Source organism: Ekhidna sp. ABH4_415 (assembly GCF_056161305.1).
Window position 1 is genome coordinate 303,426 of record NZ_JBSWYW010000006.1, and the last position, 21,677, is coordinate 325,102.

Annotated in this window: 20 protein-coding genes; 7 read left to right on the forward strand and 13 right to left on the reverse strand. The window is 41.3% G+C overall.

Annotated features, from left to right (window positions below; translation table 11 throughout):
- Positions 1 to 42: 42 nt before the first annotated feature.
- From ACXAH9_RS12605 to ACXAH9_RS12630, 6 genes are all read right to left on the reverse strand, one after another.
- Complete coding sequence (locus tag ACXAH9_RS12605; RefSeq protein WP_474895217.1) at positions 43 to 234, reverse strand: hypothetical protein; 192 nt, start codon at positions 232 to 234, stop codon at positions 43 to 45.
- A gap of 10 nt (positions 235 to 244) precedes the next feature.
- Positions 245 to 1,774: a glutamate--tRNA ligase gene (gene gltX / locus ACXAH9_RS12610; protein ID WP_474895218.1), complete on the reverse strand. Its 1,530-nt coding sequence runs from the start codon at positions 1,772 to 1,774 to the stop codon at positions 245 to 247.
- A gap of 66 nt (positions 1,775 to 1,840) precedes the next feature.
- Positions 1,841 to 2,218 carry a RidA family protein gene (locus tag ACXAH9_RS12615; protein WP_474895219.1) on the reverse strand — a complete coding sequence of 126 codons (378 nt, stop codon included), beginning with the start codon at positions 2,216 to 2,218 and terminating at the stop codon, positions 1,841 to 1,843.
- A gap of 10 nt (positions 2,219 to 2,228) precedes the next feature.
- On the reverse strand, positions 2,229 to 4,061 hold the full coding sequence (gene glmS / locus ACXAH9_RS12620) for a glutamine--fructose-6-phosphate transaminase (isomerizing) (protein WP_474895220.1): 1,833 nt from the start codon (positions 4,059 to 4,061) through the stop codon (positions 2,229 to 2,231).
- 11 nt (positions 4,062 to 4,072) lie between these two features.
- Positions 4,073 to 5,485: a hypothetical protein gene (locus ACXAH9_RS12625; protein ID WP_474895221.1), complete on the reverse strand. Its 1,413-nt coding sequence runs from the start codon at positions 5,483 to 5,485 to the stop codon at positions 4,073 to 4,075.
- Positions 5,433 to 6,242, reverse strand: coding sequence for a glycogen/starch synthase (locus tag ACXAH9_RS12630; RefSeq protein WP_474895222.1), 810 nt, complete (start codon positions 6,240 to 6,242; stop codon positions 5,433 to 5,435). The genes ACXAH9_RS12625 and ACXAH9_RS12630 overlap by 53 nt, the downstream gene beginning before the upstream one ends.
- Before the next feature lie 113 nt (positions 6,243 to 6,355).
- On the opposite strand from ACXAH9_RS12630, the gene panC reads away from it, so the two are divergent.
- The 6 genes from panC (at position 6,356) to ACXAH9_RS12660 (ending at position 11,627) form a co-directional block, all read left to right on the forward strand.
- On the forward strand, positions 6,356 to 7,207 hold the full coding sequence (gene panC / locus ACXAH9_RS12635; RefSeq protein ID WP_474895223.1) for a pantoate--beta-alanine ligase: 852 nt from the start codon (positions 6,356 to 6,358) through the stop codon (positions 7,205 to 7,207).
- 6 nt (positions 7,208 to 7,213) lie between these two features.
- Positions 7,214 to 7,564, forward strand: coding sequence for an aspartate 1-decarboxylase (gene panD / locus ACXAH9_RS12640; RefSeq protein ID WP_349563721.1), 351 nt, complete (start codon positions 7,214 to 7,216; stop codon positions 7,562 to 7,564).
- Between the two features lie 5 nt (positions 7,565 to 7,569).
- Positions 7,570 to 8,556, forward strand: coding sequence for a lysylphosphatidylglycerol synthase transmembrane domain-containing protein (locus ACXAH9_RS12645; RefSeq protein ID WP_474895224.1), 987 nt, complete (start codon positions 7,570 to 7,572; stop codon positions 8,554 to 8,556).
- Between the two features lie 92 nt (positions 8,557 to 8,648).
- Positions 8,649 to 9,338, forward strand: coding sequence for a zinc metallopeptidase (locus tag ACXAH9_RS12650; protein ID WP_474895225.1), 690 nt, complete (start codon positions 8,649 to 8,651; stop codon positions 9,336 to 9,338).
- Between the two features lie 120 nt (positions 9,339 to 9,458).
- The gene (locus ACXAH9_RS12655; protein WP_474895226.1) at positions 9,459 to 10,598 is read left to right on the forward strand and encodes an acyl-CoA dehydrogenase; all 1,140 of its coding nucleotides are present in this window, start codon (positions 9,459 to 9,461) and stop codon (positions 10,596 to 10,598) included.
- Positions 10,599 to 10,712: 114 nt separating this feature from the next.
- Complete coding sequence (locus tag ACXAH9_RS12660) at positions 10,713 to 11,627, forward strand: AraC family transcriptional regulator (RefSeq protein ID WP_349563717.1); 915 nt, start codon at positions 10,713 to 10,715, stop codon at positions 11,625 to 11,627.
- Here the strand turns inward: ACXAH9_RS12660 and ACXAH9_RS12665 are convergent.
- From ACXAH9_RS12665 to ACXAH9_RS12680, 4 genes are read right to left on the reverse strand one after another with little or no spacing between them, the layout of a single operon-like run.
- A complete protein-coding gene (locus ACXAH9_RS12665; protein ID WP_474895227.1) occupies positions 11,624 to 11,992 on the reverse strand; it encodes a hypothetical protein in 369 nt (122 codons plus the stop codon). The genes ACXAH9_RS12660 and ACXAH9_RS12665 overlap by 4 nt on opposite strands.
- Positions 11,970 to 12,329, reverse strand: a complete 360-nt coding sequence (locus tag ACXAH9_RS12670) for a phage holin family protein (RefSeq protein WP_474895228.1) — start codon at positions 12,327 to 12,329, stop codon at positions 11,970 to 11,972. Before ACXAH9_RS12670 ends, ACXAH9_RS12665 begins: the two co-directional genes overlap by 23 nt.
- A gap of 23 nt (positions 12,330 to 12,352) precedes the next feature.
- Positions 12,353 to 13,525 (reverse strand): Na/Pi symporter, encoded by a 1,173-nt coding sequence (locus tag ACXAH9_RS12675; RefSeq protein WP_474895229.1) that lies wholly within the window; start codon positions 13,523 to 13,525, stop codon positions 12,353 to 12,355.
- Positions 13,525 to 15,240 (reverse strand): Na/Pi cotransporter family protein, encoded by a 1,716-nt coding sequence (locus tag ACXAH9_RS12680; protein WP_349563713.1) that lies wholly within the window; start codon positions 15,238 to 15,240, stop codon positions 13,525 to 13,527. The genes ACXAH9_RS12675 and ACXAH9_RS12680 overlap by 1 nt, the downstream gene beginning before the upstream one ends.
- Before the next feature lie 232 nt (positions 15,241 to 15,472).
- Here ACXAH9_RS12680 and ACXAH9_RS12685 point away from each other — a divergent pair, with 232 nt between their 5' ends.
- Positions 15,473 to 16,642 (forward strand): porin, encoded by a 1,170-nt coding sequence (locus ACXAH9_RS12685; protein WP_350206614.1) that lies wholly within the window; start codon positions 15,473 to 15,475, stop codon positions 16,640 to 16,642.
- Between the two features lies 1 nt (position 16,643).
- On the opposite strand, the gene ACXAH9_RS12690 is transcribed toward ACXAH9_RS12685, so the two are convergent.
- Genes ACXAH9_RS12690 through secA form a run of 3 tightly spaced genes read right to left on the reverse strand, consistent with a single transcriptional unit; the run spans position 16,644 to position 21,656 of the window.
- Positions 16,644 to 17,834: a M20 metallopeptidase family protein gene (locus ACXAH9_RS12690; protein ID WP_474895230.1), complete on the reverse strand. Its 1,191-nt coding sequence runs from the start codon at positions 17,832 to 17,834 to the stop codon at positions 16,644 to 16,646.
- Entirely contained in the window at positions 17,827 to 18,321 is a 495-nt protein-coding gene (locus ACXAH9_RS12695; RefSeq protein WP_474895231.1) for an SPOR domain-containing protein, read from the reverse strand. Before ACXAH9_RS12695 ends, ACXAH9_RS12690 begins: the two co-directional genes overlap by 8 nt.
- Complete coding sequence (gene secA, locus ACXAH9_RS12700) at positions 18,303 to 21,656, reverse strand: preprotein translocase subunit SecA (protein WP_474895232.1); 3,354 nt, start codon at positions 21,654 to 21,656, stop codon at positions 18,303 to 18,305. Before secA ends, ACXAH9_RS12695 begins: the two co-directional genes overlap by 19 nt.
- Positions 21,657 to 21,677: the final 21 nt, after the last annotated feature.

Below are 21,677 nucleotides of genomic sequence, written 5' to 3' on the forward strand. Positions count from 1 at the left end.
TGGGTGCGAAATTAGTCAATAGCAATGGAGGGTAGAAATGTGTTACTCGTCTTTCTTCAGTTCATCCAGATCGTCACGATCTTTCAGTTTTTTGTCATCCACATTTTTGTTGAGGAACTTATTCAGTTTGTCAATGGGCATACTAGACGAAATTTCCCCAAAGGAGTCAACGTTAAGTTCCAGACCATCTAAATCCTTATGTACGCGTGCCTTTTCTTTGTCTTTCTTACTCATAATATATGTTTTAGGTACTTAACGCATCAATAGAAGATTTGATTCGTTCGGCCGCTTTTTCACCTCCTAATATCTCAATGATTGTCATTAAATCTGGACCTGAACCTTCTCCAGTAAGTGTCAAACGAAGCGTCTGCATGAACTGCCCAGGCTTGTATCCTTCGTCTTCAAGGGTTTTCCAGAAAAGCTCTTTGGCCGACTCTGATGAAATATTTTCTTGTTGTGATAGCTTTTCTGCAAAAAGGGTAAGTGCTTTCGGTGTATCTTCATTCCACTTCTTCCGAACCACTTTTTCATCGAATGATTCGGGTGCTTTGAAAATCATCAATCCCTTCTCAACAAACTCATGAGGGAACGTTACGCGCTCTTTTAACAAATCAATAATTTGAATGGCTTGCTCTGATGGACACTCGATTCCATATCGTTGATCAAACGCTTTAACCAGATCTGCTGCAAAGACGTTGGAGTCAGTTGCTTTGATGTATTGCTGATTGAACCACTTTGCCTTATCAAAATCAAACTTGGTTCCTGCTTTATTAATTCGCTGTTCTGAGAATTCATTTACTAATTCTTCAAGAGAGAAAATTTCTTGCTCGGTACCCGGATTCCAGCCGAGGAATGCCAGGAAATTGATCAAAGCTTCAGGTAAAAAACCTGTTTCCTTAAACCCTGTTGATAATTCTCCTGATTCCGGATCATTCCAATTCAATGGAAAAATAGGGAAGCCTGCTTTATCTGCTGCACGCTTACTCAGCTTACCATTTCCATCAGGCTTTAGAATCAACGGGAGATGCGCAAAGCGGGGAATTTCTTCTTCCCATCCTAAAAATCGATACAAAAGCACATGCAAAGGGGCCGATGGAAGCCATTCCTCACCTCTAATCACATGTGTGATTTTCATCAAATGATCGTCTACGATATTGGCAAGATGATAAGTCGGCATTCCGTCTGATTTCATTAGAACCTTATCATCTAATACTTCTGTGTGGACCATTACCCATCCACGAACCATATCATTAAGCCTTACTTCTTCTTTTTTAGGAACCTTAATCCGAATAACATAGGGTTCACCATTGTCAATTCTTCGCTTTACTTCCTCTTCGGAAAGTGTGAGCGAGTTTTTCATAGTTGTTCGCGTAATGGTATCATATTGCGGATTTACAACTCTTTGTTCTTTGAGTCGTTCTCGCATGGCCTCCAACTCTTCAGGAGTATCAAAAGCATAGTAGGCATTTCCTTCTGATACAAGCTTTTCGGCATACTGCCTGTAGATGTCTTTTCTTTCAGATTGTTTGTAAGGGCCAAAATCACCGCCTTGCTCAGGGCCTTCATCCGGATTGATGCCACACCAGTCAAGCGTGTCCTTAATGTATTGCTCAGCACCTTCTACATACCTGGTTTGATCAGTATCTTCTATTCGAAGAATGAACGTACCGTTATTTCTTTTGGCAAAAAGGTAATTGAACAAGGCTGTTCTTACTCCGCCAATATGTAATCCCCCGGTAGGGCTAGGTGCAAATCTTACTCTTACGTTTTCCATCTCATGCTTGATTGGAGCGCAAAAATAAGAATCAACAGGTGGAAAGCTAAGTAATGGAAGTTATTCTTAGAAAGTCGCGATGCAGGAGATTTCCACATTCACTCCTTTGGGAAGGCCACTTACCTCAACTGTTTCCCTTGCAGGAGGGTTTTCCGTGAAATATCGACTGTAAACTTCATTGATCCGGGAAAAATTACCCATATCGGAAACGAAAATGGAACACTTTAGAACATTTTCAAAAGTAAGGCCGGCTTCTTCGAGAATGTAACCAAGGTTTTTCATGACCTGCTCGGTTTCCTCCTCTATTGAGCTTTTAATTAAGTTACCAGTACTTTGATCTATCGGAATTTGCCCTGAAACATAAAGAGTGCTACCAGCTTTAACTGCCTGTGAATAAGGGCCAATAGGAGCTGGTGCTTTGGGTGAGTTGATAATTTCCTTCATGAGTGCCAAGTTATTCTACAGTCACGGATTTTGCCAAATTTCTCGGCTGATCTACATTGGCTCCTCTCATAACAGCTATATGGTAGCTAAGGAGTTGGAGTGGAATAACTGATACAAGCGGCATTAATGACTCATGCGTGGACGGCACTTCAATAGTAAAATCGGCCATTTCAGGAATTAAAGCATCTCCTTCTGTGACGATTGCTATGATGATTCCTTTTCTCGCTTTTACTTCCTGTATATTGGAGACAATCTTGTCGTAGCTGCTATCTCTTGTTGCGATGACAACAACTGGCATGTTCTCATCAATGAGTGCAATTGGTCCGTGCTTCATCTCTGCAGCCGGGTACCCTTCGGCATGGATGTATGATATTTCTTTGAGTTTAAGCGCACCTTCCAAAGCTACAGGGAAATTGTAGCCTCTTCCTAAGTAAAGGAAGTTTTTGGCATCCTTAAACATGTCGGAAATGTGCTCAATCTTATCATTTGATTCCAGTGCTTTTTCCACCTTACCAGGAATAAGACTTAGTTCTCTTAGAAGTTCCTGGTATTTGCTTTCGGTGATTGTTCCCTTATTATGTGCCGCTCTAAGGGCAATCATGTACAGGACAGTCAACTGAGCTGTAAAAGCTTTTGTAGAAGCAACACCAATCTCTGGGCCGGCGTGAAGGTAGGCTCCTTCATGTGATACTCTAGAAATGGATGACCCTACAGTATTAACTACCCCTAAAACAATAGCTCCCTTGCTTTTAGCAAGCTCAATGGCCGCAAGCGTGTCCGCAGTTTCTCCAGATTGAGAAATTGCTATAGCTATATCTCCCTCTTTGATAACAGGATTTCTATAGCGAAACTCTGATGCATACTCAACCTCTACGGGTATCCTGCACAGATCTTCAAAGATGTACTCTGCGACAAGTCCTGCATGCCATGAAGTACCACATGCTAAGATGATAATACGATCTGCATTTTCGAGTGCCTTGGCATAATTCCTGATTCCCCCCAACGTGAGCTGTCCAGTATCAGCATTTAATCTTCCACGCATGCAGTCGGCAATGGAGATGGGCTGCTCGAATATTTCCTTATGCATGAAATGCTCATGCCCACCTTTTTCTATTGCTTCGAGCTCCAATTCAAGCTTCTGTATGTAAGGTGTTTGAGATACGTCTTTAGAGTCTTTGATGGAATAGTTTCCATCTTCCATAACAACAATCTCTTCATCCTTGAGATATACAACCTCATTTGTATATTCAATAATTGGAGTGGCATCTGATGCAAGAAAAAACTCATCTTTCCCAAGCCCCAACACCAAAGGACTACCTTTTCTGGCGGCAACCAGCTTATTTGGATTTTCTCGGGAGATGATCGCAATTGCATAAGCACCTACTACTTTAGATAGAGCAATTCTAAGTGCATCCTCCAGTTTCAACCCTTCACTTTTTTGAATGTCTTCAATAAAGTTGACGAAAACTTCCGTGTCAGTTTCACTCTGAAACGTAAATCCTCGTTTTGTGAGATCGGCTTTTAGGGATCCATAATTTTCAATGATGCCATTGTGGATCATAGCCAGGTTTCCACTATTGGAAACATGAGGGTGAGCATTCACGTCATTCGGTTCTCCATGAGTAGCCCATCGAGTATGCCCAATACCTATGGTTGCCGAATTATCAGGAAGAATGTTTTCCAAATCGACAACCTTACCTTGCTTCTTGTAAGTTTTTAAGTCTCCGTTCTCAATAATGGCTACTCCAGCACTGTCATAACCGCGATATTCAAGTCTTTTCAGACCATTTATTAATATAGGACAGGATTTTTTTTCACCTAAGTAACCGACGATTCCGCACATAGACGTTTGCTTTATTGATCAACTTCCGTATAGTATAATCTTAATATAAGACCATTTTCTTTAAAAATGGTTCGCTGCAGGGTGACATCAATGCGGTTCATTAGAACCATTTCATCAATGGATTTAATTTTTCCATTAGTTGGTACTAAGAACGCCAGACTATCTCCCTTTAAGTATTCCCTGTAAAGCTGTTGATAAAATAGCGTAGATGATTTAAGGATTTTGTCTTTATCCTCATTAAGGACTCCACTTGCCGGATCTGAGTTTGAGCTTAGGTATGCATTGTCTGTCATGACAATGTTTCCAAAAGAATTGCTAACCAAGGCAGGACCAAAAATGCTCTTATCTTCTTTACGCAAGAAGCTTATGAAATTCACTAGTGTATCTCGATTATTTTCTGGTTCAAAATCAAATGAAATAGTAGCATTGTTAATAATGATATTTCTGTTTTCATTAAAAAAATCTTCTAATTCAGTTACAGAATAAGCGGTGCTTAATCCAGACAGAGGATCTATGATGGTTTTTCCTGAGGAAAGCACAAAATCCTCCATCTCACCAATGCCATCAAATTCGGAACCAGATCTGTCTCTGTCTAGATAGGTATAGTTTTTTCCGGAAAACCTAAAATAGGTTAAGTAAGTTGTGTCTTTTGCTTCAGGATCAGTTGGAGAAGAGTAAATGATCATTCTTGAAGTATCGCTGGTAAGATCAAAAGACGCTATACTTTCTGAAGCTGAGCCAGGAATTAATCCTAAAGATTTGAAAGTAGTAGAAGCAATTACTTTATCGGCATCCTTTGCAATTTCACTTATTTGATCAAAGAAACTTTCAGAAAAAGAATCTTCTAACCGGAAACTATAGATAGTATCCAATAGAGTATTTATTGGGCCTGAATACGAACCAATTTCTGTCCCCAGGCTTTGCTTGAGGGTTGAGAGGTAAATTGCATTACTTTCTAAACTATCCTGAAGTTCATACAAAGAAAACTCCTGAAAAGAACTTCCACTCTGAGGAATGATAGCATTTGCTTCAACAATAAAAACTATTGAATCTGGCTTAAGTGTATCTGCGGAATCGTCAACGCCTCTAGGCAATGGTCCTTTCTCATAGAAAAACTGAAAATAACCTTCTGCACTTACTGACCCTGTGAGAGCGTCTGAATAACTTCCTACCAGGATTCTGTTTTCTCCGTCTGTCCTTAAACTATCCAGATAAACGTTACTTGCAGGAAGTGTGAATTCAACAAATTTCACATTGGCGTCAGACCCCAAGTCGTATTTTATACCCAGGTCGTCTTGTGTTTCACAGCCGAAAAAAACCGGGATCAAAAATGTCAATCCCGGTTTAATCATATTTTTTAATGAGAGCTTCTTAGCCAATAAGTTCATTGTATAAGTTGTAGTAAGACTCTTCAAAATTTTCATCCTTCTCAATCGTATCTGTTTTCTTGTCTCCGATATCTGCGATGAGTTTCTTAAAGCTATCTGTGTTCTCCTCATTCGCATTGATTACTGCATCTGCATATTGCATGCCAAGCTTCACGAAACCATCATAGTCTGCCGTTTTTAATGGATCCAGCATTTGGTCGTCAATATCGATCATTTTCACCTTCTCTAACAGGTCATCGCCAAATTTGTGCGAGAACCGATTGTTATAAATTGTGAAAACGGTCTTAGAGTCCTTGTAAATAGGGTCGTTTTTGTAAGTTGTTTTTGTATAGAGAGGAATCAAACTAGTCATCCAGTCATTACAGTGAATAATATCAGGTGACCATCCTAATTTTTTAACTGTCTCTAAAACGCCCTTACAGAAAAAGATCGCTCTTTCGTCATTATCTTCAAAGAAGTTGTCCTCTTTATCGAAGAATACTGATTTTCTATAAAAATAATCTTCATTGTCAATGAAGTAAACCTGAAGTTTAGCATTTGGTATTGACGCTACTTTAATCACCAATGGCTTTTCCTCGTCACCTACCGCGATATTAATACCCGATAGTCTCACTACCTCATGTAGTCTGTTCTTTCTCTCGTTGATGAGTCCGAATCTTGGAACTAAAATCCTGATTTCCATTCCCCGCTCTTGCATAGCTTGGGGCAACCTTCTCACAAACTCCGCTACTTCTGTGGTTTTGAGAAAAGGATTGATCTCACTAGCCACATAGAGGATTCTAATGTTTTCCATAAGTGCTTTTGATTAATTTCTTGATGGGACCTTAAAAATGACCACAAATTTACCATTTTTTTGATTTATTATCAACGCATTCAATAAGTTAGCCGCTTAAATCAATCTACTTTATGCGCACAATTGGCGCCTTAAGCGAGCTTACTGACACAATTTCTGGTTATAAAAGAAATTCTCAATCCATTGGATTTGTACCCACAATGGGTGCATTACACGATGGACATCTGGCTTTAATCAAAAAATCATCCGAGCAAAACGATGTAACAGTCGTAAGCATTTTCGTGAACCCGCTTCAGTTTAACAATGTATCGGACCTGGAAAAATACCCAAGGGTCATCGAGGAGGACATTGAATTACTGAAAAAGTATGATGTAGATCTTGTTTTTATACCCGATGAAAAGATATTGTATCCAGAACAGCCTAAAGTGACGATCAATTTTGGCCCCTTGGCTGAGCGGTTAGAAGGAAAATATAGAAAGGGTCACTTCGAGGGTGTGGGTGTCATTGTTAGCAAATTATTACACCTGGTTGATCCGGTTAGGGCCTATTTTGGACTAAAGGACTTGCAGCAATTCATTCTGATCAGGAGAATGTGTCAGGATTTGAATTTTCCCTGTGAGATTGTGGGCGTAGATACGATTCGAGAGAAGTCAGGATTGGCACTTTCGTCAAGAAATCGCAGACTTTCATCTGATGGACTTAAGATAGCGACAGTTATTAGTAGAGGGTTGTATGAGATAAAAATTGGAATTGAGAATGGAACACCTCTAAATAAACTTCTTGTAGAGTGCCAATCGACTTATCAGAACAAGGCAGGGTTTGAATTAGAATATCTGGAAGCTGTTGATCCCAATGACCTTTCACCTGTCGATAATTATTCAACGCTCAGCGAACTTGCAGTATGTGTTGCTGGTTATGTAGAGGGCGTAAGACTGATCGATAATTTATATTTGCGCCTCAAATAGCAGGGAATGTTAATAGAGGTACTTAAATCCAAGATTCACAGAGTTAAAATCACAGAGGCAGAACTGCATTATGTGGGCTCCATCACCATTGATGAGGATTTGATGGAGGCTGCCAATTTGGTGGAAAATGAAAAAGTGCAGATTGTGAACATCAATAACGGTGAACGATTGGAAACCTATGTGATCAAAGGTGTTCGTGGATCAGGCCAGATTTGTTTGAACGGTCCAGCAGCAAGAAAAGCTCAGGTAGGAGATGTGGTTATTATAATCTCTTATTGTTCTATCGATCAAAAAGAGGCTGGTGAGCACAAGCCTATCGTTATTTTTCCTGATGAAAAGAACAAGTTAGGTTCTTAAGATTAATGTCCAAAAACTTAATTATTCTCCTGAAAACCCTGATCAGTATAGGTCTGGCTGGGATGCTTCTCTATTTAGTATTCAGAAATATAGAGTGGGTGGAATTCTGGGAGAGAGCCAGAACGGTAGATTACACCTGGGTTATTGCTTCCATTTTGTTATCGATTGTGGCTTATGTTGCGAGAGCTTACCGGTGGAATATCCTACTAGAGCCTCTGGGTTACAAGCTAAAAACTTCCAGAACCACATTAGCCGTATTGGTCGGATATCTGGCTAATCTCGCTTTTCCCAGATTAGGAGAAATAACCAGATGTGGAGTGCTGAAAAGAAATGATGATGTAGCGGTTCCATCCTCCTTGGGCAGTGTGGTTACAGAGCGCATTATTGATGTTTTAACCCTATTAGTTTTAATCTTGATTAGTCTGATTGTTGAGTCTGACAGACTCTTCACCTTTCTCAGAACAGCATACAGTGACCTTCAAATTCCGGCTTACGTTGTTATCGCAATGATAGCATTCGCTTCAATTGGTGTCATTGCATTGGTCATTTTTATAAAAAGGCAAGACCAGCTAAAGGGGAAATTCGCTGCGTTGATTAAAAGTTTCATTGCTGGATTTCTTTCACTAAAAGACATAAAAAAGCCTGTAGGTTTCGTTGTTTCCACGATCGTTTTATGGGTGGTTTACTACTTGATGTCTTACATCATCATCTTTTCACTGCCGGAAACTGCTCATTTAGGTCTTGGCGCTGGGTTTATGTTGCTAATAACAGGAGGGATCGCACTTTCGCTACCTGTTCAAAGTGGGTTTGGCACTTATCATGGAATGATTGCCGGCATGCTTTTACTTTACTCCATTGACCAGACTACAGGGGTGTTTTTAGCTACCCTATTACATACATCGCAAATCTTAGCAATCGCACTTTTTGGCAGCATTGCTTTAATAATTTCTTTTGTAATCAGGAGAAAAACGGTCAGGAAAGAGACAAATTGACAGAGTCAAAAATTGGCCTGAAAATGGTAGTAACTTCAATGGATACTTTGTCGTATTCCGATGTATTAAATAAGAATTAAAAGAATAGAAATATGTTATTGGTAATCATTGTTGTGTTTATGATCGCCAGCTGGGCTGTCAGCTCAAGGCTGAAAAATAAATTTAAGAAATACTCACAGGTAACACTGGGTTCGGGCCTCTCAGGGAGAGAGATTGCGGAGTTGATGTTGAGAGACAATGGAATCTATGATGTGAGCGTGACTTCTGTGCAGGGAAAGCTCACAGACCACTACAACCCGGCAAACAAAACCGTGAACCTGAGTCAAGAAGTTTACAATGGAAGGTCAGCTGCTGCCGCTGCTGTAGCAGCCCACGAATGTGGTCACGCAGTACAGCATGCAAAAGCCTATCGTTGGCTGGAGTTTAGATCGGCGATGGTGCCTGTCCAAAATGTTAGCGCCAAAGTGATCAATTTCGTATTCATAGCCATGTTCATTGGTGCATTTGGGTTAAATATGCTGAATACCACAACTGCATTGTTGGTGATCATCGCCTGCTACAGTGTATTCACACTTTTTGCTTTTGTGACACTTCCTGTAGAATATGATGCCAGCAACCGTGCACTGGCGTGGATACAAGATCGAAACATTGTAGATGATCGGGAGCATAGAATGGCCAAGGATGCGTTGAATGCAGCAGCTTCTACGTATTTAGTGGCTGCACTTGGTGCGCTAGCTACACTTCTGTACTATGTCATGCTGTTCCTCGGAAACAGGGATTAAAAAATCAAAATTTTAATTGAAAAGCCCCAACACTGGGGCTTTTTTATTGGTTGATAGTCTGCATGCATAACAATGAATATATTTGCGGCCAATTCTATATAAACCATAATCCAAAGACAGATGAATTTCAACTTTACCGAGGAGCAATTAGCAGTTAGAGATGCAGCAAGAGATTTTGCACAAAAAGAACTTTTGCCAGGAGTAATAGAACGCGATGAGAAGCAGCAGTTTCCTGCAGATCAAATAAAACAACTTGGTGAGCTGGGATTCATGGGAATGATGGTGGATCCGAAATATGGCGGAAGTGGCATGGATACAGTTTCATATGTCCTTGCCATGGAAGAGATCTCAAAGATTGATGCATCTACTTCTGTGTGTATGTCAGTAAACAATTCCCTGGTTTGCTGGGGGCTTGAGAAATATGGTACGGAAGAGCAAAAAGAAAAATACCTGAAGCCATTGGCTAGCGGCCAAAAAATAGGTGCTTTTTGTTTGTCTGAGCCGGAAGCAGGGTCAGATGCAACCTCCCAGCGAACAACGGCCGAGGATAGAGGAGACTATTACCTATTAAATGGTACAAAGAACTGGATCACCAACGGAAACTCAGCATCGTTCTATATTGTAATAGCACAGACAGATCCTGAGAAAAAGCACAAAGGGATCAACGCCATCATCGTGGAGAGAGATATGGAAGGGTTTACCGTAGGCAAGAAAGAAGATAAGCTAGGAATTCGAGGTAGTGACACCCACTCTTTAATGTTCCAGGATGTGAAGGTGCCTAAAGCTAATAGAATTGGTGAAGATGGATTTGGTTTTACGTTCGCCATGAATGTGCTAAATGGAGGAAGGATTGGAATTGCTGCTCAGGCATTAGGGATTGCATCAGGAGCGATGGAGTTTGCGCTAAAATATTCTCAGGAACGAAAAGCATTTGGCGTGGAGATTTCCAAGCACCAGGCCATTCAGTTTAAGCTTGCCGACATGGCTACTCAGATAGAGGCAGCAAGGCTTTTGTGCCTGAAAGCGGCTCAAAAGAAAGATGCTGGAGAAGACTTCTCTCAAGAGAGTGCCATGGCCAAACTTTATGCCTCAGAAGTGGCAATGAAACAAACAGTAGAGGCCGTGCAAATACATGGTGGATACGGGTATGTAAAGGAATACCATGTGGAAAGGCTTATGAGAGATGCTAAGATTACGCAGATTTATGAAGGAACTTCAGAAATCCAACGAATCGTCATCTCACGTGGTTTATTGAAATAGTTCAATAGCTGAAAAACTGGTCACCCTTCGTTTATTAGGTTTTAAGGGCGAATATTATTAGATTCGTCCTATTATTTTACTATTTATTAATAGATTAACCGGCTTTATTTATAAATGGAGGACTACAACAAGATTATTGAGTCATTAGAAATTCGATTCGTGAAGGCTAAAAATATTAATATTTTGAAGCCCGTAACGATTGATAATAACTACGAGGTAGAAAACTACCTGATGCTGGTGACGGGCGGTGAAATCAAATTTGGAAAGGAAAAAGAAGTAGCCTCCGAAGGGGATGTGATCTTTGTCCCAGGCGGGAGACCAGTATCCATGAGTTATGGTGCCGGTGAGCCCACCATCCTATCAAAAGATGATTTTCTGACTAATAAAGACCAGTTTCTAAAGTCCTTCAATGAGCATTCGGTTAGCGATGAGCACTATAGTTATGTGGCCTTCGATGCGAAGGCCTTTGATTCAGTTAACTTCTTTTCTTCACTGGATATTCCACCATTTAAAATTGATGAAAATTATAAGCTCGCAGGATTGATCAAGCAGATCAATGATGAAGTAAAGGACAGCATGCCTGGCAGGGATAGAATCGTGAAGGTGCTGACTGAAAATATGACGATCGAATTGATCAGGTATATTTTAAACAATAGTCTTTTCGTAGAAAAACTGGCAACTAACAGTACTTACTTTAAGGATCCAAGACTCATAGACATCTTCACTTTCATTAAGGAAAATCTGTCGGATGATCTCTCGAATAAGGTTCTAGCAAACGTTGCAAACGTTTCAGAGGATTATGTAGGTCAGTATTTCAAGATGCTTACAGGCATCAATCCGCAAGATTACATCGAGTACCAAAGAATGGAAGCGGCAGTTAATCTCTTACGCACAAGCAAGAAGAGCATTCGTGACATTGGAAAAGAGGTTGGCTACAAGGATACCGCCTATTTCTGTAGACGATTTAAAATGATGTTTGGAATACCGGCTGGTAAAATGCGTCGAAGAGAATCGTTGATGAACGTTTAATCAGTCTCGTGTATCTCTTTTTTCTCAGTCTTATTATCCTCCTCTTCATCATCCAAAACACCATCCAGAAATTTATTCAGGTAGGGTAGAAGTAAAGTTGCGATTCGTGACGTGGTGCCATCACTTGATTTTCTTTTCTCTTTCTTCTTTTTAGGCTTTTCCTCTTCTTCCTCTTCTTCGTCAGAGAAAACATTGAATAGCCAGTAGCCAACAAGCGTTACCAACCCTACTACAAGCGCAATTTTTCCTACACGCATGGCCTTGTCTTTCATTTCATCTGAGTCGCTATCGAGCTGCCTCTTAATTTTTTCTTCCCGCTCGGAAAGTGCTTTCACTCGATCTTCAATGCTTCCTTTCTTGCTCATATTTGGCTTCTTCTAGTTTAACAATGAGTTTTTCAATCCATTTCTGAAGTTTTCTGCTTTTGACCAGCGCAAACACCAAAATAATAACAAGCAGGTAAACCCCTGCTATTATGAGGAATCCATAATATGTACTTTCCAATGCAGCGTTGATCATCTCAGCAAAAGCAAAGCTGAGAAAGAATAAGAAGAAAAAGGAAAGCAATGCTGCTATAGAAAGAGCTAGCACACCAGATAGCATACGAGCGACACGGGCGATAATTCGGAGCTTGATCTGCTCGGTTTTTACTTCGATGAACTCTACTATATTATCAATCACTTTTCTTGCTGAAGAGGCCATATTAGCTTCGTTTGTTCACAAAGCTAATCTTCAGAAGTCACTTCTACAGGGTCTTGCTTGTTTTCAATTGATTTTGAGAAATAGATCAGTGTAAAAGGAAGCAAGAAAAATGCAATAAAGATGTAGGCAAAACCTACCAATCTGATTTTCATCGTGACTCTACCCATTTTCTTGGCCAGGTAGACAGGTATTTTAGAAAGATAGGGAATCAGGAAAAATACCATCACACCGATCAAATTAAACAGTAAATGAACGATTGCCAGACTGATGGCTGCCTCTGATTGAAAGATAGCTGCAATTAGTGCTGTGATTGTCGTACCAATATTGGCGCCTAAAATAAATTGAAAAGCTTTTTTGATTTTCACTTTGCCGGTAGCTACGAGTGGAACAATCAATGAGGTAGTTAATGAGCTTGACTGGGCTACTGAGGTTATGATCAGTCCCCAGCTAAATGCTCTGTATTTGTTCTTGAATACTGCGTTTTCGAATCGATCCTTGGCACGACCTATCAGGATTTTATACAACCACTTAGAAATAAATTTTATACACGTAAAGATCAACACTACTCCGACCAATAGAGAGAGTATGGGCCCTAGGGTTGAAACAAGCCAGTCGGTACTTGTTTCAAAAAGTGAAGTAAACCCATACTCACCAGAGCTGCCAATGCCTGACCTTCCAGTTATGTGGATACTCGATGAAATAGAGGCACTGATCTTCTCAAGAAATCGGTAGTTCACCTCCAGTGGGAATAAAATAAGCACCGTTAGAATATTGAAAAAATCGTGAGAAGTACCAGCTGCCACAGCCCGTCTAAACTCTTTTTGTTTGGAGATGTAGCTCATGGAAATGATGGTACTTGTAATCGTGGTACCCACATTGGCTCCCATGATAATTGGTATGGCATTCTGAAGGCTGATTGCTCCGGAAGCTACAGCTGCCACCGCTATGGATGTGGTAGTGGAGCTACTTTGAAGCAATGCGGTTGAAAGAAGCCCAATGAATAGGCCAATAAATGGATTCGCCGTAACCACCGATATGCTATCCGTAAAAGGCCCAGCCATTTCAGCTAATGACAGTCCCAGAAGTTCTATCGCGAACAGGAAAAATAAGATGGACACTACGATGACGAGTGTCTTTTTCGATATGGATTGATAATTGTATTTTCCCATGTCAGATGACAAGAGTACCTCACTCATCATTCAGCTTCCATCTCTTCCTTTAACACTCTTTCTTTCTCTCCAGTCATGGCTTCAGAAACGTTGATTGCATGATCACCCACTTTTTCGCACAAGTGGAAAAGATCTTTATACCATCCATCTCTTTGTGGATCGTATTTGTCTTTCTCAATGTCTTTAGTGAGATCCTTTCGAAGCGAGTTTCTAAGCTTATCAATTTTTTCCTCTACTATCATAGCAGGCTCTAGACTACCATGTTTTGTTAAATCAAGGTTTTCAAGCATGATTTCCAATGCTTCATCCACAAGAGCCATCATTTCCTGAAGGTTTTTGACCTGTTTGTTTCTGAACTTTTTCTCACTTTTGAGAATACGCTCAACATCTTTTGACATTTGGAAAAAGATATCACCAATTCTCTCCAGATCGTTTACCGCACTTAGAAGGCTGGTAACCCTAATTGTACTTGTGTCGCTCAATGTTCCGCTGGAGGTAACTTTCATCAGGTATTCAGAGATTTCTTGTTCCATTCGGTCAGTCATCTCTTCATAATCCCTCATTTTCTTAAGTAATTTCTTTTGCTTTTTAGGCTTGTCTTCCACAATCAGGTTTTGAAATTGTTTGGACATCTTATTGGTCATACCACCCATTCGCACCGTCTCCTTTCTCGCTTCCTCTATAGAAAGTTCCGCGGTATTCATCATACCGGTACTGATGTACTCCAGCTGGAATTCATCATCGCCAGTGGATTTTATCACTTTCGTTACGGTGTTGGCAATGAAATTGACAAACCAGATAAGGAATAAGGTATTTAAAATGTTGAATGAGGAGTGGAAAAGCGATAGCGCCACAGGTATGCTTGCAGCGGTAACAAACGGAGATGCAGATCCATTGGAGACAAGGTACCAATCAACCAGATTCAATGCTGGCCTTATCAGTATAAGTATCCAAATCACTCCAAAAATATTGAAAATTAAATGAGAGAGTGCTGCTCTTTTAGCGTGAACATTTCCAACCAATGCAGCCAGGTTTGCTGTAATAGTTGTTCCGATATTTTCACCTAGAACCATAGCAGCGGCTAGTTCGAATGGAATCCATCCATTATTAGCCATTACCAGAGTGAGTGCCATTGCAGCACTGGAAGACTGGACAATCACTGTCAATCCAGTACCTATGAGTACAAATAGCAGAATAGATAAGTATCCCAAATCCGTGTACTGACTTAAGAAAGCAAGGATTTCAGGGTTTGATTTAAGGTCAGGTACAGAATCCTTAAGCAGAGCAAGACCCATAAATAGTAATGCAAAACCTACCAGTACTTCACCCCAGAACTTCAGTCTTTCCCTATTAAAAAACATTAAAGGGAAGCCAAGAGCAATTATAGGAAGGGCATAGGTGGCTATTTTTACTTTAAAGCCGACAATAGATATTAACCAGGCTGTGATCGTTGTTCCGATATTGGCTCCCATAATCACTCCAATTGATTCAGTGAGGGAAAGAAGCCCTGCATTTACAAAGCTTACAACCAGTACTGTTGTTGCGGAAGAGGACTGGACTAAACTGGTAATGGTAAATCCGGTAAACACCCCTTTGAAACGATTAGAAGTCATTGAGCTGAGGATGGTTCTCATCTTGGCGCCAGCTACCTTCTGAATACCTTCACTCATCACCTTCATCCCGTAGATGAAAAAACCTAGCGCTCCGAGTAGATTAAGTAGGTCTAACAGTCCGTATTTCATGCGAATTATTTTTATCTATTCAATTCCGCAAAGGTATCGGTTGAATGTTTCGTGTATGTTAAGAAATTGTTTACTCTGGGTGTTGATTGAGAGAAGTTCATCGTTGCATTTTTGGATGCGATTGCCCCTTTTGCAGTGTTAAGCTAATGTTAACTATTTAACATAGGGGAAATAATTAGATAATAATAAAGCCCTAACATTGCGGCTGAATTGAAAGAATCATTAAAAAATTATGAATTTTTCTAAATATTGGGTTTTTCTGGTGTTTTTGATAGGAACAACAGCGATTGCACAGGATGCAACTTCCAGTAAATGGGGTAAGCGCTTGCAGTTTGCTGCACAAGACTCTTCTTTCTACTTAAAATTCGGGTTTCGATTTCAAACTTTATATGATGGTAGATACGACCTGGAAAGCAATGTTTATGAAGATGCACTTATGGTGCGAAGAACACGGCTAAAATTTGATGGTTGGGCGATTGATCCACGTATCGTGTTCAAGCTTGAGTTGGCCGTTTCAAACAGGGATCAACGAAGTGGGCACAATGATGAGTCTGGCAATACTGCAAACATTGTCCTGGACGCTGTAGTGAAGTGGAATTTTGCCAAGAATTGGCATGTATGGTATGGGCAGACAAAGCTACCTGGTAACCGTGAGCGTGTTATCTCTTCCCAAAATCTTCAGTTCGTCGATCGGAGCTTGGTGAATTCCCGTTTTAACCTGGATCGGGATGTTGGGGTTCAGCTTAGACACAAAAGTGCCAATGATAAATTCAGGCAGATTTTTGCAATATCAATGGGTCAGGGAAGGAATGTAATTGCTAGAAATCCAGTAGAGGGGTATCAGGTGACAGGTCGATTGGAGTTTTTGCCAATGGGTAGCTTTACAGGAAAGGGTGATTATTTTGGCTCTGATATTAAACGGGAACCAACCCCAAAGCTATCTATTGGTATTTCAGGAGACCTAAACACGAATGCTGTTCGTTCCAGAGGAAATCTTGGTGGCTTTGTGACTGTCTCCGAAACGGATGATAGCTACCTTCCCACAGACCTTAAATCATTCATTGCCGATATGATGTTTAAGTATAATGGGTTTTCGGCCATGTCTGAATACGTAAAGCGAACTGCTGGGAATAATGAAGAAAGGTATGGAACGGGCACAGGGTTTGTCTTTCAGGCAGGCTACTTGTTTCCATCCAACTGGGAAATAGCGAGTAGGTTTACAGATATCGATGCTGATAATACGCAAACGGTATTCTCGGATCAAAGAGAGTATACGATAGGATTGTCACGATACATTTCAGGACATGACCTAAAATTCCAAACAGATTTTAGCTATCAGACATTTCCTGGCCAGGAAAAAGAATACCTGATTTTTAGATTTCAGACAGAGGTAGCACTTTAAACTAGCTGTTTAACTCATAAACAGCCAGGAATGCCATTAAGCCCATCCCGGTTTTTAGTGCATTTTCATCAATGTTGAATGTAGGTGTATGAACACCAGAAATGATGCCTTTTTCCTCATTTCGAGTACCCAGGCGATAGAAACATCCGGGCACTTCATGGGAGTAGAAAGCAAAATCTTCAGCTGCCATCCAAAGATCCAGCTCTACGACATTTTCTTCACCCATGTATGCCTTAGCTGCTTCTATGTTTCGCTGTGTGTATGCTTCGTCATTTACTAGAAACGGATATCCTGATGCAATATCCACCTCACACGACCCGCCCATAGATGAGGCAATAGCGGTTGAAATGTCTCTAATTTTTTGGAGTGCCTCCTTTCTCCATTTTTCATCAAACGTTCGGAAAGTCCCATCAATTTTTACTTCATCAGGGATGACGTTGTTCACATTACCTCCAGCTATTTTTCCGAATGAAAGCACAGAAGGCGTTTTAGGATTGGCCATCCTACTGACAATCTGTTGCAAGGAAACAATGATCTGGCTGGCAATGGCAATCGGATCTACGAAGTTTTCCGGCATAGCCGCATGCCCACCTTTACCTTTCACTGTTAGATAAACTTCATCGGCGCTGGCCATGTATTTTCCATGCCGAAAACCAACTTTACCTTCAGGGATCAAAGGCATCACGTGTTGGCCCAAAATAGTAGAAGGAGCAGGGTTTTTCAGTATGCCTTCTTTGATCAGTATAGATGCTCCTCCGGGAGATTTTTCCTCTGCAGGCTGAAAAATGAACTTGATGGTTCCTTTAAATTGATCGGTGAGTTCTGAAAGGATTTTAGCAACTCCCAGCAAGCTCGAGGTATGAACGTCATGCCCACAGGCATGCATCACTCCCTCATTTTTTGATTTGTACGGAACATCATTTGCCTCCAGGATTGGGAGGGCATCTATATCGGCCCTTAGCGCAATGGTTTTCCCTTTTTCTTTTCCTTCCAGGCAGAAGGTAACGCCAGTTTCTGCGATTCGCTGTATATTTTGAATGCCGAATGATTTCAGCTTCTCCTCGATAAAATTTGCAGTATTATGCTCCTGAAAAGACAGCTCAGGATTGGCGTGAATGTAATGCCTTATTTCAAGAATTTCCTCAAAATAAGATGCAGACAGTGATTTTATTTGATGAATGAGGTCACTCATATCTTAGAAAAAATCTTTCCGGGATGAGTAATGCGCGAGGAAACTCTTCCTTTACATCTGCATATACCCGATGGGCTCTCAATCGATTAGTGAATTTCCCCGCCTTCACTCTGAAATTTGGTTGATGATAAGACACTTTTGGACTTAATTCAGGAAAATACTCGTTCATCTTGTAGCGCGCATCGTTGGCATCCTGACGACTATTTCCGGAGTAGACTTGAATAACATAACCATCTACGTATTGTCCGTCTTTATTCTGCTCATAGGCCACCTTGGCGATACTATCCAACTCAGCTTTGATGTGTCCGGTTAGCGGCATATACGGTTCAGTTATGACCTCCTGAGTCGTTTCAACACTATCCGATTCTAATTCCATCATCACCGGCCGATGGATACTCAAATCCTCGGAATAGACACTCGTTGAAGTTGGAGTAGTCGCTTTACAAGCCACTAAAAAGCATAATATAATCAGTCGATAAGTACGCATTTATTGTTTTTGATGTCGTCTTCTACGGTTTTGTATTTTACATCTTTCTTCACTGACCCATCAGCGTACTGCACGTTTACACGCTGATTTCTACTTGCAATTTTTTGAGATTGAGCCGGCTGAGTTTGCTGCTGAACCGGTGGTCGGTTTCCACCCTGTGGTCCGGCCAGCGCAGATCGGCTTTCCTCTTTTTGTTCTTTGTAGTTTCGGGCAGTCTTTTGCTTTTGTGCGGCCTGCACATCATCAGCCTGTTCTACCGGAATCTCTGCTTTCATCAGGAATGAGACTGTTTCCTCATTTACCCTTCCAATGAAACGCTTGAACATTTCAAACCCTTCGAATTTATAGATCAAAAGTGGATCTTTTTGCTCATACTGCGCATTTCGCACACTCTGACGAAGATCATCCATCTCTCTCAGGTGTTCTTTCCAAAGCAAATCGATGGTCGCCAGTGCGATCATTTTTTCCATCTCAAGAATCACTTCCTGGCCTTCTGTTTCAACCGCTTTCTTCAGGTTGACAGATGTTCCGATTTGTTTTTTACCATCGGTAAATGGTACCAATACATTTTCCAGGGTAGCACCTCTTGTAAGTTCCAGCTGTTTCAAAATTGGAAGTGCTTTATCCTTTATGATCTGGTTTTTCTGCTGATAGCTCTTAAGCGCCTCATCATACAGCATGTTCACCAATGTATTTTCGTCCCCCTTCTCAAGTTCCTCCTGAGTAATGTTGAAATCCAATCCAAGAATAGAAATCGCGTTCAGCTTCAGGCTATCCAGATCGTTGGTGCCTTTCGCATTGAATATAATGTCCTCACATGTTTCAAGCAGCATATTGAGAATATCCAGCTCGAGACGCTCTCCGTAAAGTGCATTTCTTCGTCGCTTGTAAATGACCTCCCGCTGACTGTTCATCACATCGTCATACTCAAGGAGGTTCTTACGAATCGCAAAGTTGTTTTCTTCTACTTTTCTCTGCGCACGCTCAATGGATTTCGTAATCATTGAATGCTGAATCACTTCACCCTCCTGAAGGCCCAGTCTGTCCATGATTTTCGCAACTCTATCTGACATGAAAAGACGCATGAGGTTATCTTCGAGAGAAACGTAGAACTGAGATGATCCCGGGTCTCCCTGACGACCTGAACGACCCCTAAGCTGTCTATCTACTCGTCTGGATTCATGTCTTTCCGTACCGATAATGGCTAGGCCACCGGCCTCTTTCACTTCAGGTGTCAGCTTGATATCGGTACCACGACCCGCCATGTTGGTGGCAATTGTTACTGTTCCTGGTTTACCTGCTTCGGCTACCACGTCTGCCTCTTTGGCGTGCTGTTTTGCGTTCAACACCTGGTGGTTGATGTTTCGCATCTTGAGCATTCTGCTCAAAAGCTCAGATATTTCAACAGATGTGGTACCCACCAACACTGGTCGCCCTGCCTTGGTTAATTCAACTACCTCTTCAGCTACTGCATTGAACTTCTCGCGCATGGTCTTATAGACCTTGTCATCTTCGTCCTTCCGTGCAATTGGCTTGTTTGTTGGGATGACTACCACATCCATTTTGTAGATGTCCCAAAACTCTCCGGCTTCCGTCTCTGCCGTTCCTGTCATACCGGCCAGCTTGTGATACATTCGGAAGTAGTTCTGAAGGGTCACTGTCGCGTATGTTTGAGTGGCATCTTCCACCTTCACATTCTCCTTCGCTTCAATTGCCTGGTGCAATCCGTCGGAGTAACGACGACCCTCCATGATACGACCGGTTTGCTCATCTACAATTTTCACCTTGTCATCCATCACCACATACTCCGTATCTTTTTCATACATACAGTATGCTTTTAGCAATTGGTTGACGGAGTGAATTCGCTGACCTTTTATATTGTAGTCACGAATGATTTCTTCCTTTTTCTGGAGCTTTTCATTCTCAGAAAGCTCCTCATCTTTTTCAAGCTTAGCAATCTCATCGCCAATATCAGGAAGGATAAAAAAGGTTGCATCTTCCCCTTCGCCAGTGATCAGATCAATACCCTTCTCGGTCAGGTCGATACTGTTGATTTTTTCATCGATTGTAAAATAGAGCGGTTCATCAGCCTCCGGCATGCGTTTTTGATTGTCTGCCAGATAAATGTTTTCTGTCTTTTGGAGGATTTGTTTGATGCCGGTCTCACTCATAAACTTAATGAGCGGCTTATTCTTAGGAAGGCCTCTAAACGCCCTGAATAGCGGAAGCCCTGCTTCGCCCTCTTTACCTTCTTTAATCAGTTTTTTTGCTTCGTTCAGGTAGTCACCCACGAGCTTTCGTTGTGCATCTACAAGCCGCTGAATACGAGGTTTCAAATCGTAAAACTCATGCTCATCACCTTTCGGGATGGGGCCTGAAATAATCAAAGGCGTTCGAGCATCATCAATGAGTACGGAATCGACCTCATCCACCATGGCATAGTGATGCTTTTTTTGCACCAGCTCCTCTGGGCTTCTGGACATGTTGTCTCGCAAATAATCAAAGCCAAATTCATTATTTGTTCCATAGGTGATATCTGCCATATACGCCTTTCTTCGCTCCGGTGAGTTAGGCTGATGGTTATCGATGCAATCGATGGTCAATCCGTGAAATTCGAAAAGTGGTGCATTCCACTCAGCATCTCGTCTGGCCAGGTAGTCATTCACCGTTACAATATGCACGCCTCTTTCTGCCAATGCGTTGAGATAGGCTGGGAGCGTAGCAACCAGCGTTTTACCCTCACCTGTCTGCATCTCAGCGATTTTACCTTGATGCAGTACTACTCCTCCTATAAGCTGCACATCGTAGTGAACCATGTTCCAAACAACTTCTGTTCCGGCAGCTTTCCACTTGTTTTTCCAGGTGGCTGTTTCACCGCTGATTTCTACATTGTCTTTTTTGGCAGCTATTTCTTTGTCGTGTTGAGTAGCTGTAACGACAATTTTCTCATTCTCAGCAAATCTCCGAGCGGTTTCTTTCACCACAGCAAAGCCCAAAGGAAGGATTTCGATAAGCACTTTTTCCAGTTCCTCGTCACGGTCACTTTCCAGCTTGTCTATTTGTGCGAAAATTTCTTCTTTTTGATGAACATCCAGGGACTTATCCTCATCTACTTGCTTGTGCAAGCCTTCAATTTGATCATCTATATCCCTTAACCGTTCCTTTATGATAGATTTTAGTTCGGTGGTTTTGCCACGTAACTCATCATCTGTGATGTTTCTTAGCTTCTCAAATTCAGTGTTAATGAGTCCAACGTAAGGATTAAGTTCTTTTAAATCCTTCTCTGTTTTCGTACCAAAAATTTTGGCGAATCCCTTCGTAATCGAGTTTAGCATTGAAAATTATTATTTGTAGAC